At 63.4% G+C, this 15,322-nt stretch carries 13 protein-coding genes; 7 read left to right on the top strand and 6 right to left on the bottom strand.

Features of this window, described 5'->3' with window-relative positions; genetic code table 11:
• Positions 1 to 181: 181 nt before the first annotated feature.
• The 4 genes from LZC95_10245 to LZC95_10230 form a co-directional block, all read right to left on the bottom strand.
• The gene (locus LZC95_10245; protein ID WXA97214.1) at positions 182 to 3,358 is read right to left on the bottom strand and encodes a multidrug efflux RND transporter permease subunit; all 3,177 of its coding nucleotides are present in this window, start codon (positions 3,356 to 3,358) and stop codon (positions 182 to 184) included.
• Positions 3,359 to 3,374: 16 nt separating this feature from the next.
• A complete protein-coding gene (locus LZC95_10240) occupies positions 3,375 to 4,478 on the bottom strand; it encodes an efflux RND transporter periplasmic adaptor subunit (protein ID WXA97213.1) in 1,104 nt (367 codons plus the stop codon).
• A gap of 134 nt (positions 4,479 to 4,612) precedes the next feature.
• Positions 4,613 to 5,407 carry a PhnD/SsuA/transferrin family substrate-binding protein gene (locus LZC95_10235; GenBank protein WXA97212.1) on the bottom strand — a complete coding sequence of 265 codons (795 nt, stop codon included), beginning with the start codon at positions 5,405 to 5,407 and terminating at the stop codon, positions 4,613 to 4,615.
• Positions 5,404 to 6,279, bottom strand: coding sequence for a fatty acid desaturase (locus LZC95_10230; GenBank protein WXA97211.1), 876 nt, complete (start codon positions 6,277 to 6,279; stop codon positions 5,404 to 5,406). Before LZC95_10230 ends, LZC95_10235 begins: the two co-directional genes overlap by 4 nt.
• A 195-nt stretch (positions 6,280 to 6,474) precedes the next feature.
• On the opposite strand from LZC95_10230, the gene LZC95_10225 reads away from it, so the two are divergent.
• A complete protein-coding gene (locus LZC95_10225; GenBank protein WXA97210.1) occupies positions 6,475 to 7,368 on the top strand; it encodes an alpha/beta fold hydrolase in 894 nt (297 codons plus the stop codon).
• Here the strand turns inward: LZC95_10225 and LZC95_10220 are convergent.
• Positions 7,319 to 8,251, bottom strand: a complete 933-nt coding sequence (locus tag LZC95_10220; GenBank protein ID WXA97209.1) for an EamA family transporter — start codon at positions 8,249 to 8,251, stop codon at positions 7,319 to 7,321. The genes LZC95_10225 and LZC95_10220 overlap by 50 nt on opposite strands.
• An 86-nt stretch (positions 8,252 to 8,337) precedes the next feature.
• Here LZC95_10220 and LZC95_10215 point away from each other — a divergent pair, with 86 nt between their 5' ends.
• Positions 8,338 to 8,964 (top strand): ABATE domain-containing protein, encoded by a 627-nt coding sequence (locus LZC95_10215; protein WXA97208.1) that lies wholly within the window; start codon positions 8,338 to 8,340, stop codon positions 8,962 to 8,964.
• Here the strand turns inward: LZC95_10215 and LZC95_10210 are convergent.
• A complete protein-coding gene (locus LZC95_10210) occupies positions 8,935 to 9,369 on the bottom strand; it encodes a hypothetical protein (protein ID WXA97207.1) in 435 nt (144 codons plus the stop codon). The genes LZC95_10215 and LZC95_10210 overlap by 30 nt on opposite strands.
• A 242-nt stretch (positions 9,370 to 9,611) precedes the next feature.
• Between LZC95_10210 and LZC95_10205 the strand changes: the two genes are divergently transcribed.
• From LZC95_10205 to LZC95_10185, 5 genes are all read left to right on the top strand, one after another.
• Positions 9,612 to 10,079 carry a hypothetical protein gene (locus LZC95_10205; protein ID WXA97206.1) on the top strand — a complete coding sequence of 156 codons (468 nt, stop codon included), beginning with the start codon at positions 9,612 to 9,614 and terminating at the stop codon, positions 10,077 to 10,079.
• The gene (locus LZC95_10200) at positions 10,076 to 10,327 is read left to right on the top strand and encodes a hypothetical protein (GenBank protein WXA97205.1); all 252 of its coding nucleotides are present in this window, start codon (positions 10,076 to 10,078) and stop codon (positions 10,325 to 10,327) included. Before LZC95_10205 ends, LZC95_10200 begins: the two co-directional genes overlap by 4 nt.
• 184 nt (positions 10,328 to 10,511) lie before the next feature.
• On the top strand, positions 10,512 to 11,657 hold the full coding sequence (locus tag LZC95_10195; GenBank protein WXA97204.1) for a hypothetical protein: 1,146 nt from the start codon (positions 10,512 to 10,514) through the stop codon (positions 11,655 to 11,657).
• An 87-nt stretch (positions 11,658 to 11,744) separates the two neighbouring features.
• Positions 11,745 to 14,582, top strand: a complete 2,838-nt coding sequence (locus LZC95_10190) for a M20/M25/M40 family metallo-hydrolase (protein ID WXA97203.1) — start codon at positions 11,745 to 11,747, stop codon at positions 14,580 to 14,582.
• Positions 14,583 to 14,752: 170 nt separating this feature from the next.
• Positions 14,753 to 15,193 carry an acyl-CoA thioesterase gene (locus LZC95_10185; protein WXA97202.1) on the top strand — a complete coding sequence of 147 codons (441 nt, stop codon included), beginning with the start codon at positions 14,753 to 14,755 and terminating at the stop codon, positions 15,191 to 15,193.
• The last annotated feature ends 129 nt before the right edge of the window (positions 15,194 to 15,322 follow it).

Here is a 15,322-nt window from a genome sequence, read left to right as displayed (position 1 = left end):
ATCGCGCCGTGTGCAAGCACGAGCGTTTGCACACGGCGCAATTTGAGTACGTGCGTCGCGGTGCGCTGTCACCGCGTGTAGGGAGGGAAGGGTTTAGGGTTTAGGGGTTAGGGGTTAGGGAAGAAAGAGAGAGGGCTCAGAAGGAAGGCTCTCTACCCTAAACCCTAAACCCTAAACCCTCTCACTCGGCCGACGAGAACTGCGCGTCGCCGTCCGTGTCGGCCGAGGGCTGCTCTTCATCGGGCATGCGCTTCGATGAACGCGAAACCCACTCGCGCAGCTGTTCGACCAACACGTAAAGCGTTGGAATGAAGAAGATGTTCAATACGGTCGATAGCGCCATTCCGCCGAAAACGGCCGTGCCGAGCGAACGACGGCTCGCCGCACCTGCGCCGGTCGCCACCAACAGCGGCACGAGACCAAGTAGAAACGCAATGGAGGTCATCAAGATCGGCCGCAGGCGCGTCTCGGATGCCTGAATCGCGGCCTGCACGATGGGCATGCCTTTATCACGCAACTCTTTGGCAAATTCGACGATAAGGATCGCGTTCTTGCTGGCGAGGCCGATCATCATGACCAAACCAACTTGGCAGAACACGTCGTTGGCATAGCCTCGGTACCATTGGCCCAAGAGTGCCCCGAGCAGACCGACTGGAACGCCCAGGATGATGATGAACGGCAATACGAAGCTCTCGTATTGCGCCGACAGCACCAGGAACACGAACACCAGGCCAAGGCCGAAGATGATGAACGTCTGCCCGCCCGATTGAAGCTCCTCGCGCGAGAGGCCTGACCATTCGAATGCCATACCCGGCGGCAGCTCGCGTTTGGCCACCTCGCCCATCGCCGCCATCGCCTCGCCCGAGGTCCTGCCCGGAGCGGGAGCACCGGAGATCTCCACAGACCGAAACAGGTTGTAGTGGGTGATCGTCTGCGCGCTCGTCGTCTGCTTCACGTGAATGAGATTGCCGAGCGGGATCATCTGCCCGGTCTCGGAGCGCACGTAATACGATTCGATGTCGCGCGGTTTCGAGCGCTTTTCGGCCTCGGCCTGCACGTACACGCGGTACGTGCGCGTGCCGAAGACGAAGTCGTTGACGTACTGCGATCCCATGTAGATCTGGAGCGTCGAGAAAAGCTCGTCGAGCGAAACGTCGAGCGCTTTGGCCTTTTCGCGATCGACCTCCACCAGAAGCTGCGGGTCGTTCGCGGTGAAGGACGAGAACACCGAGGCGAGACGCGGATCCTTGTTCGCCGCGTCCACCAGCTTGTTCATCGATGCAGCCAGATCGTCGACGCTCGGATTGCCCGATTGATCTTCCACCTCGAATTGGAATCCGCCGAAGCCACCCACGCCGTCGATGGCCGGCGGCGCAAAGGGGAAGGCCATGGCCTCGCCAATACCCATCAAGGGTTCGCGCAATCGGTCGATGACCGCAGACAAGTGGTGCTCCTTGCCCGGCCGGTGATCCCAATCGTGCAAGTTGCAAAACGCGACACCGCGGTTCGGGGCGCCGCCGCCGATGACCGACCATCCCGCGATGGAGAAGCAGCCGACGATTTCCGGCACCTTCGTGGTGATCGCGTCGACCTTGTCGAGCGCGGCGCGCGTCGTAGAGGTGCTTCCGCCCTCCGGCGCAACCACGGCGATGATGAACCAGCCCTGGTCTTCCTCGGGAACGAATCCGCTGGGCACCTTCTGGTAGACCCAGCCGGTGAAAGCCGTAAGCCCCACGAACGCTGCCAAGGCAATGAACCGATGGCGCAGCACGCGCGTGAGCATGGCCCCATAGACGCGGCGCACGGCGTCGAGCACGCGATCGAAGGCGCGGAAGCCTGCCCACTTCGATCCATGATGGCCTTTGAGAAGGCGCGCAGAAAGCGCCGGCGTCAACGTAATGGCATTGAAGGCCGAGAGCGCGATGCTGAAGGCGATGGTCAGCGAGAATTGCTGATAGATCTTTCCCGTGGTGCCGGGGAAGAACGACACCGGGATGAACACCGCAATGAGCACCAGCGAGGTGGCGATGACCGCGGAGGTCACCTCCTTCATACCGCGCGAGGCGGCCGCCATGCCTTTGAGCCCGTGCTCCTCGGTCACGCGCGAGATGTTCTCGATGACGACGATGGCGTCGTCGACCACCAGGCCCGTGGCCAAGGTGAGACCGAACATGGTGAGCGTGTTGATCGAAAAACCGAATAGCTTGACGAAGATGAACGTACCCACCAGCGAAACCGGAATGGTGATCGCCGGGATCAACGTGGCGCGCCACCCGTGCAAGAAGACGAAGATGGTCGCGATGACCAGCAGAATCGCTTCGAACAAGGTGATGAGCACCTCATGGATCGACGCGCTCACCGGCGCCGTCGAGTCGAAGATGATCTCGCGCTCCAGTCCCGGCGGGAAAGCCTCGGCCAGGCGCGCGATCTCTTTTTCGACCAGCTTTTTGACCTCGAGCGCATTGGCGCCGGGCAGCTGCGTGATGCCCAAGCCGACGGTCTTGTGTCCCTTCCAGCTCGACATCGAGTTGTAGTCTTCCGACCCGAGCTCGACCCGTCCGACGTCGCGCACGCGCACCAGAGTGCCGTCGGGCTGCGACTTCACGATGACGCTCGCAAAGTCGTCGGCCTCCACGAGGCGTCCGAGGGCGCGCACGGAGAATTGATAATTGAGATTCTCCGGCGCCGGCTGGGCACCGATGGAGCCCGCTGCCACGCGGAAGTTCTGCTCGCGCAGGGCCGTCACGACCTGGCTCGGACTGATGCCGCGGGACGCGAGCTTCGCCGGATCGAGCCACACGCGCATGGAGAACCGGCGCTCGCCGAAGATCTCGACGTCGGATACGCCGGGAATGCGCTTGAGCACCGTCTTCATGTAGACGTCGGCGTAGTTGCTCATGAACTGCTCGGTGTACCGGTCGTCCTTGGTGAAGAGCGCGACGCCCTCGACGAAGGTACCGCTGGACTTCGAGATGACCACGCCGAGTGTGCGCACGTCGACCGGCAGAAGACCGAGTGCGGTGTTGACCCGGTTCTGAACGTCGACCGCCGCAAGATCGATATCGCGCGTCGGCGAGAACGTGATGCTGATCTGGCTCGACCCGTCGTTGCCCGAGGTGGACGTGATGTACTGCGCACCGGGCACGCCGTTGATCTGCTGCTCGAGCGGAATGGTGACCGAAGCCTCCACCTCCGCCGCGCTCGCGCCGATGTAGTTCGCAGACACGTTGACCTGCGGCAGCGCGATATTTGGATATTGCGCAATGGGCAGTCCGGGGATGACCACCGAGCCGGAAAGCACGATGATCATCGCGCAGACCATGGCGAACACGACCCGCCGAATGAAAAAATCGACCATTTTGGTTCGCCTCTTGCTACTTGGACAGGGCCGTCGACGCGGCCTCCGTCGGCTCGACGGGTGCGCCGTCGCGGAGCTTTTGCAATTGGCTCGTCACGACTTTGTCGCCCGCCTTGAGCCCTTTGAGAACCGTATAGCGCCGGTCGTCCAGCGGGCCGAGCTCCACGGGGCGCTGCTTCACCACCGCACCGTTCTTGCCATCGGCCTCGGTGACGAAGACGAAATACTGCCCGACCTGCCGCGTGATGCTCGATGCGAGCACGCGGACACCTGGGTGCGTCTTGAAGACGACGCGCGCGCGGGCCACCTGCGCAGCGCGCAGCACGCCCGTTTCGTTCGGGATCACCGCCTTCACCAGAACGGACTGCACGGCCGGATTGGCCTCCGGCGCGATGAAGTGAATGGGCGCCTGCCCCACCACCTTGCCGAACGGATCGAGGATCTCGATGCGGCTCTTGTCGGTGAGCTCCGCCAGCTTTTCCACTGGCAGGTTCACGTAGGCCTCGAGGTTCGTGTTGTCGTCGACGCTGGTCAGTTTGGTCTGCGCCGAGACCATGTCGCCGATTTTGACGGGGATGTCGCCCACCGTCCCATCGAACGGCGCGGTGATGCGGAAATAATTCAGCTGCGTGCTCTGCGCCGCGATGCTCGCCTCCTGCGCATTCACGTCCTGCTCGGCGACCATGCGCGAGCTTCGCGCTTGATCGAACTGCGCTTGGCTCACCAGGCCTTCGCGGAACAGACGGGTGGCCCGCTCCTCGTTGCGCCTGGCCAATTCCAGGCTCGCCTCGCGCTGGCTCTTCGCCGCGACTTGGTTGGCCAGGTTTGCCGCCTCGCGGCGCGGATCGATCTGAAGAAGCGCGGTGCCGCGTTTCACCGATTCGCCGGGCTTGACGAGGATCTGCACCACCACACCGGTGACCTGCGGATAAACCGCGACATGGTGGCGCGACACGAGCTGCGCCAAGTACTCCGTGCCATCGACGAGCTCTTCGTCATGCAGCGTCTGCACGTCGACGGGGAGCTTTGGAGCATCTCCGCCGGCCGCCTCCGTTCCTCCTGCCGCTTTCCCACATCCGTAAAGCGCGCCCAAAACGAGTACCGCCGCTAAAATTCGCATCCGTCGCTCTCTTCGAAGCCCTTCGTTGACACACCCTCCGAAATTTCAACGAAATTTCCAGCTACCGAGCTTGAGAGGGGCCAAGGTTCATGGGGTCTCTCCCGACCGACTGCAAGTCTAACGATTACAAATCGTTAAGCTCGCGGGCCGAAGACCTTGTCGGCGCGCGCCGAGAACTCCCTTGTGATTTCATATGCTTCCCGTTCGAGTGGCTCGATACCGACGAGTCGAAGAACGCGGCACGCGCCCCGTGTACGTACATCGCGCAGGGCTTCGCGCACGGCCTCGAAGACGACGGATGCGCGATGTTGCGAGGCTGTCACGAACGGTAGCGCCGGGCTTGGACGCGTCTCGTGCAGGATGCGGGTCGCCTCCTTTAAAGAGGGGTGAGCCCGCAAAATGTGCGCATAAGAGACATTGTCGATGGCGGCAACGTCGGCGGAATGTTCTGCCACATCGCGGAGGCTTTGCGCGTGGCTGCCGCTGACCGTGACCTGGCCGAAGAAGGGCGCGCGCGCCCCAACGGAGGCGAGCGCATCGCCGAACAGGTTGCGACCCGAGTTGGATTCCGGGTCGTTGATCACGGCATGGCTGCCGGCGAGATCCTCGAGCCGGCGAAACGAAGATGCCGTGGCCACGACGATGAAGCTGCGGTGGGTTGCGCCCTCGCAACCGGGCCAATCGTAAACGGGTGTGCCGACGACGTGAAGCGTGCCCGCGAGGCGCGAAATGAAGGGGTAGCCGCAGGTCTGGCCGAAGAGAAGCCGCTCGTTCCAAATGTCCTCGAGCGGCCCGCGCGTGAGGCATGCGGGCACGTCGGCGATGCCGCGCGCGGCCAGATGCTCCGCGATGACGGTCCAGAGTTCGTCGTTGGCGGCGGTCAGATCACCGCCGTCGTACATGCCGAGGTTGGCGAGGGCGTGGCTCAAAGGCGTTCGAGATCGATGATGGGCTTTACCGCGTGGGCGCGCACGAGGGAAAGATACCCCGCGGAGTGAACGACGTGCGAGCCTCGAATGCGCGCGCGCTCACGCCGCCACATGGCAGGCAGCTCGAACCAGGGAACGTGCGGAGCACGGTGGTGCAGCACGTGAAAATTGTTGTTCAAGTAGAGAAGCCGGAAAACCCAGCCCGCTTCGACCACGGTGGTCCGCCGCTCGCGCACCGTGTCCGCGCGATGCTCGGCGAGCGAGCGCAGCAACGTCAGCGAGGTGCCGGGGTAGACGAAGGCGAGAAGGTATTTCCAGAGCGGCATGCCCGCCACACCGACGGCCCACCCGAGCACCAACGCCACCGCGACGGCATGCAAGGCCCAGATCGCACGTCGCCCGGGCGCACCACGCACGACGAGCACCGCCTCCTCGGCGAGAAATCGACCGATGGTGACGAAGGGACCGAGTGCGAGGCGCCCGAGCGCGGTCGTCTGCGTGAGAAAGAGCGCGCGCTGCCATCGCGCCATGCGCCTCCACGCGTCGCGGGTGCAAAAGAGCGACTCGGGATCGTGCTCCGGGTGCGTGAGGTGCGCCGTTGCGTGATGGCGCCTATGGCTATCGCGGTAAATCTCGTACGGGAGCCACAACGCGAGCGGCGGCGTCCCCAGGGCGCGGCCAAGCCATTTGGCACCTGCCGGATGACCGTGGATCGTCTCGTGTTGGAGCGATCCGTGCCACGCCACGACGAACCCGCCGAGCAGCACCAGCGCGGGCAGCGGCAACGTGCGATGCGCGTAGGTCAGCGCAAGCCATCCGCCGTAGGTTAGAAGTGCAACGAGCCAGGTAGGACCATGAAGACGCGCCCACATGGCACGTCCCGTTTGATGGACATGCGTCCGTTATAATGAAATTTCCGTTCTATGCAACGGCAGACCGGGCAAAAATGGCCAAGGTCAGCACAGAGAAATTTCGCACTCGAAACATTTGAAGAAGCGGTCCGAGCGCGGCAATCTAGCGAGGTGAGCTCCCCGTCCATCCAGACCAGTGCTGCCATCCGAGAACGCGTGACCTCGAAGGATGGCGCCACGTCGGAACTGCAGGTGTTTCGCGCCGCCGACGAGCATGCGCCGGTGCTGCTGGTGATTCCTGCGATGGGAACGGCGGCCGGCTACTACGATAAATTGGGCGCCGCGTTCGCGCAGCGCGGTGTGCATGCGGCGCTGTTCGAGCTGCGCGGCATCGACACGAGCAGCGTGCGCGCCTCACGCGAGACGGATTTCGGGTACGGCACCTTGATCGAGCAGGACATTCCGCCGGCGATCGATGCAGTGCGGGCGCTGCTTCCGCGGGCGCCGTTGTTTTTACTGGGGCATTCGCTGGGCGGGCATCTCGCGTTTTTGACCCTCGCGCGCGGGCAGCTCGCGCACGAGGTGCGCGGTGTGGCGCTGGTGGCGAGTGGCCTTCCGTACCATGCGGGGTGGCCGGGTGCGGGCAGTCCGGGCATTCGCGTGTTCGCGCGCTTCATGAAGGCGACGTCGATGGCCGTCGGGCATTACCCGGGTGAGCGCCTTGGCTTTGCTGGGCGCGAAGCGCGGACCGTCATTTCGGAGTGGGCGCATGCGGTGGCGACGGGCGAGTTCTCCTTTCCCACGACGTGGACGGGCAGTGTGCCGCCCGAGCAAGCGCTCGCACGCGTCGAGTGCCCCGTGCTTGCCGTCTCGTTGGCGCGCGACAAACTCGCGCCGAGTCGTTCGACGGAGTTGCTCCTGGCCAAGGTGCCTCGATGCAGCGTCTCGCGCATTCGCTACCAGCCAGAAGCCGGACTGCCCGAGGCAGCAGGGAATCACAATCGATGGCCGCGCTGGCCCGACGCCGTTGCGACGCACGTGTCCAAATGGGCCATCGGCCTCACGCGTCCCGCGTCCGTGCACCCGCCGGCCGCGAGCTCGCCATCGTGATCATCGCGACGGCGGCCACGATGAGCGCCGTCGCCAGCAGCGTTCTCGCCGAAAGGCCTTCCCCGCCGAAGAGCCACCCGAGAAGAAGCGCCACCACCGGATTGACGAAGGCATAGGTGGAGACACTGGCCGCGGACACCTGCTCCAGCAGCCACACGTACGCCCCGAACGCCACGATGGATCCAAAGACGATGAGGTACGCGAGCGAGACGATGGACCGCTCGGTGACACGCGACACATCGAGCGCGCTCCACTCTCCGACGGCCCCGGAGACGAGAATCAAAAGGACACCGCCCGTCAGCATCTGCATCGCGGCCGCTTGCAACGGCGCCTCGGGCACCAAACGGCCACGCGCGTAAAGCGAGCCTGCCGCCCACGAGAGCGCGCCCAGGACGAGTGCCACCGACGCAAGCACGTCCACATGCGCACGACCAGGATGACTGGCATCCGGCCGGATGAGGGGAAGCAGCCCCGCAAAGCCGAGGACGAGCCCCAAGGCCACCCATCGATTGGGCATTTTCCGAGCGCGCAATGCACCGAGGACCACCATCCAGAGCGAGATGCTCGCCGTGAGCAGCGCGGAAATACCCGAAGGAACGCGCTGCGATGCCCATCCGAGAACCCCATGGCATCCGACGAACAGCAGCCCACCGGAAATGAAGGCCATCGACCAACTTCGCCACGACGGCGCCGGAACGCCGCGCGCCCTCAAATAGCCGTACAAAAGTGCGCCGCCCACCAGCACGCGCGCCCCGGCGGCCATGAGCGGTGGAATGGTCGCGGTCGTGTATCGAATGGCAAGAAAGGTGGAACCCCAAACGATGTAAATCGCCGCAAAGGCAAGCAGGCGTAGCAGCCAACCCGTGGAGGCTCGTGAAGACATAACCGTTGTAGCACTCGTCACGGGTTAGTCTGTAAGGAAGGCCCTATAACCTGTCAACGGCGTTTGGACCTGGTTACATTGCACGCGTGGACCGCTACGTATTCGATTTTCTCGGAGGTTGCACCTGCCTTGATTTCATCAACACGGTGAGCTGGCGCGAGTCGGAAACGGCGGCCGTGGAGCGGCTTTCGAGCTATTCGGATATTCTTTCGTGGGCCGGCGCCGGTGGTCACCTCGATCGGCAGCAAGCCCGACGGCTTCGTGCGCGCGCCGTGAGCCATCCCAAAGAGGCCGACACGGCGTACGCCGATGGGGTGCGGTTTCGAGACGCCCTCTACCGGGTGATCGTGGCCGAACTGGAAGGCAAAACATCCGATCCTTCGGACCTGGCCCATATGAATGCATTGATTGCGGAGGCCGCGGCACCGCGCCGCCTCGTGCCCACGGACGAGGGGTTCGTATGGCGTTGCGATGAAGCAAATCTGCGTTCACCGCTTTGGCGCATTGCGCTTTCCGCGGCGGATCTTCTGCCCTCGCCGGATTTCGCGCGCGTGCGCCGGTGCGGGTTGAAGGATTGCGGCTGGCTCTTTCTCGATACGAGCAAGAACAAAACGCGCCGTTGGTGCCGCATGGATATTTGCGGCAACCGCTACAAAGCGCAGCGCTTTTACGAGCGAAAGCGCCTAGCTGCGGCCCGGCTTGGGGACGAGTGACGGGGGATGTTCGCCTTTGGCTTCGCGCTCGCGGTCCTGCAAAAGAGCGCGCAATGCATCGTCGTACGTCGGATAGACGTTCGCCTGCGCACCATTGAGAACGGCACTCGTGTACACACTGGTTCGGGTGTTCAAATCACCTCCGAACCGGTAGGTGCGCCGGCAGAATTCCTTGATGATGATCGCGCGGTTTTCCCCATAGGCGCGGGCGCCCGAGGGTTTCACCACGAGACCGCGAAGATCGATGATGACGTCGACCGGAACGCGTCCAATCTGCCGAAACTGCGCCGACACCTCGCGCCGCCATCGTGTCGCATCGCGCTGATCGCGCAAAATGACATCGTCGTACGTCGTAAGTACGAAGTCGTGCTCGGGCACGTAGCGGAGGGTGACCGTCCAGGCCATATTTTTTGAATCTTCCTCCCCGTCGGACGAACGGGCAACCGACCACGAACGTTACGGACTGGAACCTCGTATCGATACCGGGCAAAGGCGCCGGCCTTGCGGGGATTGTTCCGCTGCCGCTGCTCGACGAGGGCAAAGGTTTCGAGTCAAAGACGAACCTCGGTCTGTGACGTTAACCAAAAATGAGAACTGTTGGTTCCTTCAGTCTGCCACGAGCGTGGGCTCCAAGGTAGACTCGTTTCGTGGACTCCACGAGAGCACGCATCGTTCGGCTGCTCGCCGAACGCCGGCCGTACTACATCGAAGCTTGCGAGCGGCTCATCGCCGAGGCCCCTCCCGAAACGGTGCGGGATCACACGCCAGAAGCCGCCGCCCAGATGACCGACGGCCTCTTGAAGCTGCTGGTCGAAGGCCTGGAAAATCGCGGCACGGAAGTGCGTGCACTCTACATTGATACGCTCATTCCCGCCTTGGTGGCGGCCGGCGTGCCCATGCGCGGAATCGTCGGAGGGGCTGTCCATTTGGGCTTCATCATCTCGCACGACGTGGCGCGTCATATCCCGCAGGAAGAGCAGGATACGGCAGCGGAGTGGTTCGCCCTTTTTTATGCGGACTACGTGACGGAGCTGGCCAAAACGGTTGCGCGGGAGCAGTTCACGCATTCGAGAACGGCCCCCAAAGCGGGGCCTGAAGGAGCCCGCGGAGCATGACGCTGGCGGCGATCCTGGGCAATTCGCTTTTCGATGCCGTGGTCGAAGCAAGCGGGCTCGCATCGGTGTTCGGCCCCGCGGTCATTGCGCGCGCCCTGAACCGCGTCGGCGTGAACAGCAGGACGATGACCCGGCAGGACCTGGCAAAGGCGCTTCCCGCGTTGGAACAAGCGCTCCTCATTTACCTGCCGCGCCCCGAAGTGCGCTCGCGTCTATCCGCCATCGAGCAACTCGCAGCGGCGCGCTAATCCATATTTGGCGTGATTCGATAATTGGAAATCAACGACGCCCTGGCGTTATCTGAGGAATAAAAAGCAGGAAGTCTCGGAACCGACTCTCCGTAGGAAGGAGTCGAGTCGGGCAACGAGCCAATGGCGGCTCGTGGGCTGCGCCGTTGGCTCGTTGCCGCTCGTCAAATCCGAGGGAGCTCTCATGCGCTTTTCGTCCATTCATGGTTCTCTTTTCGTTCTCGCGCTCGGGGCCATCGCCACCGCCGCATGCGGTATCTCTTCCGGCGACGAACGCACGGATGATTCCGATCCGAGCGAGCAAGCCACCGTCGTCAAACCCGATGGGTCCGATCTTCCGGGAAAACTCAAGGTCGTGGCGCCCACCGGCGCACCGGCGGATACCCAAATATCGTTCGAAGGCAATACCACCCTCCAGGGAGGGCTCGGGCAAGAGATTGGCCCGCTTTCCGTCGGGCTGCATCGCACCTTCATCAAAAGACCGGACGGCATTCTAGGGACGGAGGCGAATTTCCAAATTCTCTCCAACCAAGTCACCACCATTCACACAGGGCTGCTGGCCATCGATCTCGTGCATGCGCCTCCTACTTTGGGGTTGAGCGCCATCAAGAGGAGCAATTCGCGGGTCATCTATTTCTGGGCCCCCGGCGGGCGGCAGCTCCCCGTCGATCTCGATGGGACGAAATACGAAGCACTGTTTCCGAACTCGTATTATCTGGAATACGGACTTTGGGATGGCCAGGACGTGACGCTTGCCGGGGACGAAACGAAGGTCGCCAAGGCGTGGGACTATGCGGGCCGCCGGGTCGCCAAGATCGTCGCGCCCGTGCGCGAGTATCCGACCGCCACGTGCGCGCAGGCGGGCAGCGGGGACGTCGTTCCGTTGTACACGCTCTATGCGCCCGGGAAGGGGACCAACCCCTTCGTGCTCACCGATGGCCAATCCCTCGAAGCGGGGCTGTCGGCAAAGAATGCAAGCAGGACCTACGAGCTGGCCATCAGCGGTGTGGCTTCGCGGGTTGCCCTACCCGTCGGCGCCTTGGGCGCTGGCCCCCTGACGTTCCAGGTCGGGCGTCTCGACGTCGAAGACGTGTCCGTGAAACAAAGCGACGGCTCCGTCAAAATGGTACGCGGAGACTACACGGTCTACGCGAAAACGGGCACGTCCTCATCCGGTCAGGATGTATTCTCGAGTTCGAACAGCCTCAATTGCACGCCGGCAACCCATTCGGGCGTGGACCTTCCGCGCGGGCGTTACAAAGTGGTCGTGCGGTATTCGACCGTCGAGGTGGGGACCAAAACGGACACGATCGTCGTCGACGTCGAGTAAACGTGACAGCCGGCAGGCTACAGCCGACGGCCCATCGAAGTAGGCTCTAGACGGAAGGTTCGCGCTGCGTGAAGCTGCGGGTGAACCATGTTTGCCCGCCGTTTCGCCGCCGTCTCCAGCCTCGCCTCGCTCGTCTTGCTCGCCGTCGCGTGCGCCTCCAAGCCGCCGCCGGCCCCGAAGCTCACCCAAGCTGCGCCCGAACCACCACCGATCCGCCCTTTGCCGGAGGAAGCTCACCTGGCCGATCTGCGCCAGCTGACCACCTCGGGCGAAAACGCGGAGGCCTATTGGTCGTGGGACGGGCGCCAGCTCATCATGCAAGCGCACGGGGGCGATACCGGTTGTGACCGCATTTATAGGCTTCCGGTGAGCGCGCCGACGCCCATTCCGGTGTCCAGCGGAAAGGGCGCGACCACGTGCTCCTTCTTTCTGCCCGACGACCAGGAGGTCATTTATGCGTCGACCCACCTGGGCGGCGAGGCCTGCCCGCCCAAGCCGGATCACAGCCAGGGCTATGTCTGGGCGCTGTACGACACGTACGACATTTTCAAGGCCAAGGCCGATGGCACTGGCGTCCAGCGGCTGACGGACACCAAGGGCTACGACGCCGAGGGCACCGTCTGCAAAAAGGACGGCTCCATCGTCTTCACCTCCGTCCGCGATGGCGACATCGATCTCTACCGGATGGACAAAGACGGTAAGAACGTGCGCCGCCTGACCACCGGGGTCGGCTACGACGGCGGGGCGTTCTTCAACGACGATTGCTCCAAGATCGTCTGGCGCGCGTCGCGCCCACGTCCGGGCAAGGAGCTCGACGACTACAAAGCGCTTTTGGCGAAGAACCTCGTTCGGCCGTCGAAGCTGGAGATTTACGTGGCCAATGCCGACGGAAGCGATCCCGTGCAGATTACCTATCTGAACGCGGCGTCGTTCGCTCCGTTTTGGCACCCTTCGCAAAAGCGCATCCTCTTTGCGTCGAACTTCGGAGATCCGAAAGGGCGCGAGTTCGATATTTGGGCGGTGAACGTCGACGGCACGAGCCTCGAGCGCATCACCTATGCGGGCGGCTTCGATGGGTTTCCCATGTTTTCGCCCGACGGCAAGTCGCTGGCCTTTTCGTCGAACCGGGCCACGCCGCCAGGCAAGCACGATACGAACGTATTCGTGGCGCGCTGGGTGGACTCGGGCGGCAGCATCGAGCCGCGCGCGGCCGATCGCATCTCCACCGACATTCGATGGCTGGCCGATCCCGAGCGCGAAGGACGCGGCGTCGGCACCAAGGGCCTCGAGGCGTCGGGCGCGTACTTGGAGGAGCAATTCCGCACGGCGGGCCTCGCCCCCGCGGGCGACGATGGCACGTACCGGCAGGCTTTCCCCGTCACGACGGAACTCAAGGCGGGCCCTGACACGAAGTTCGTCGTGGGCAAGGCGGAGACGAAGAAGGAAGACTTCGTGGTGATGGGGTATTCCCCTCCCCTGGCCGACGTGAAAGGCAATTTGGTATTTGCCAATTATGGCATCGTGGCCAAAGAGCTGGGGATCGACGATTACGCGAAGGCGAAGGTCAAAGGGGCCATCGCCGTGGTGCGGAGGTTCGTGCCCGAGTCGCAGAAGTTCACCGCGACGGATGCCAAACGGCGCTACGGCGACATTCGGCAGAAGGCGTGGGCGGCCAAAGAGCGCGGCGCCAAAGCGCTCATCGTGGTGGACGACCCTGCGCCGCCCGAAAATGCGAAGGCCGATTGGAAGGCGCCTCCGGATGCGCGCCTGCCGTCGCTCGAGGTGGAGGGGCACGGCGATGCAGGCATCCCCGTGCTGGTGGTGAAGCGCGACGCGTTCGCGGCCACGATGGCCAAACTGAAGGCCAAGGCCAAGGTGGGCGCGCAGCTCAAGATCGCGCTCAGCGAGGTGAAATCCAACGCGTTCAACGTCGTGGCGCGCATCGATGCGGGCGGTGAAAAGCTGCCGGGAACCGTGGTGGTGGGCGCGCACTACGATCACCTCGGGCTCGGAGGGCAGCACTCGCTGGCACCGGGCAGCAATGTGCCGCACGTGGGTGCGGACGACAATGCCTCGGGCGCAGCAACGTTGCTGCACGTGGCGCGCACCTTGGCGGCGAACAAATCGATGCTCCGGCGCGACGTGGTGTTCGTCGCGTTCTCGGGCGAAGAATCGGGCATTCTGGGATCGTCGTATTTCGTGCGGGCAGCAAAGGAAGGGAAAAAGGGCGCGCTCGATCCGAAGAGCATCGTGGCGATGCTCAACATGGATATGGTCGGCCGCATGCGCGACAACCGCATTCAAGTGCTGGGCACGGAGACGGCGCGCGAATGGTCGGAGCTGGTGACGGCGCAATGCGGAATCGGCGCGCCGCTCGACTGCGCCATGGGCGGCGACGGCTACGGGCCGAGCGATCACATGTCGTTCTACACGGCCGGCATACCGGTTCTGCACTTCTTCACCGGCACGCACTCCGATTACCACAAGCCGAGCGATACGCCGGACAAGATCAATTACGCCGGTGCGGCCCGCGTGGGGTGGCTCGTGGCCGACATCGCACGCCGCGTGGCCGTCGACGAAAAGCCGCCCACCTTCCAGAGCGGTGCACAGGGCCCCTCCCCCCGCGGAGACATGCGCAGCTTCAACGCATCACTGGGGACGATTCCCGATTACGGCGGCCCGGGCGCAGGCAAAAAAGGCGTACTCTTGTCCGGCGTACGCCCCGGCGGCGCCGCCGACAAAGGCGGTATGAAGCGCGGCGACATCATCGTGCGCCTCGGCACCCACGAGATTGGCAGCGTGGAAGATCTCATGTTCGTCCTCAACGCCAGCAAACCCGGCGAAACGGTCCCCGCAGTGGTCCTCCGCGAGGGCAAAGAGGTCAAACTCGAGGTGACCTTCCAAGAAAACCCGCGCCCTCGGTGAAGATGAAGATTCACAGGGAGGCGGGGAGGCGGGGAGATTTTGGGGTTCCAATTCGAGCCAGCGCGCGAACTGGAAACCCTAAAAAAGCCTTCTGTGCCGCCGCTTGTAGGTTCCCTCCCCGCCTCCCCGCCTCCCTGTGATCTTCGCTCTTCGGGTATACAGAGCACATCGTGCAAAATTTCCAGGTGCCGTATCGGTCGGTTCAGCGTGTCTATTTTGACGATTTGGATGCGCTCAATCTGCTGCACAACGTCAAGTTCGTGCTCTTCATGGAGCGGGCCCGCGGGGCGTTCATCCATTCGCGCGGCTTTCGCTGGGAGGACGACTTGGCGGTCAATCCGGACAAGTTTCATGTCATCGCGGCCCATGAGATTCGGTATCTGAAGCCGGTGCGCGGGGAATGCGAGCTGGTCGTCGAGATTACCCCGACGCACCTTGGCACCACGTCGTTCATCGTAGAGGCGCAGGTGAAAGCCCTGCACGGGCCCATTTTGCATGCCACGGGCACGACGCGGCTCGTGCGGCTCGATCCGGCGACGCACACACCGTGTCCTTGGAGCGACCGGTTCCGCGCGGCCATGGAGCCGCTGATCGTGACCAAGAGTCCATAGAGGCCGCCGTAGTCCGCGGGCCACGCGAGAAGTTGTATACGCACGCAAAAGTGCGAAAATCCGGGCGGATGGGTAGAATTTTGCCGAGCTGAGCGTTGAGATCGCTCCTTGCTACACGGCGTTTACCCC

This window comes from Sorangiineae bacterium MSr12523, from assembly GCA_037157775.1.
GTDB classification, from domain to species: domain Bacteria; phylum Myxococcota_A; class Polyangia; order Polyangiales; family Polyangiaceae; genus Pendulispora; species Pendulispora brunnea.
This window is presented reverse-complemented; position numbering and strand designations above follow the sequence as displayed.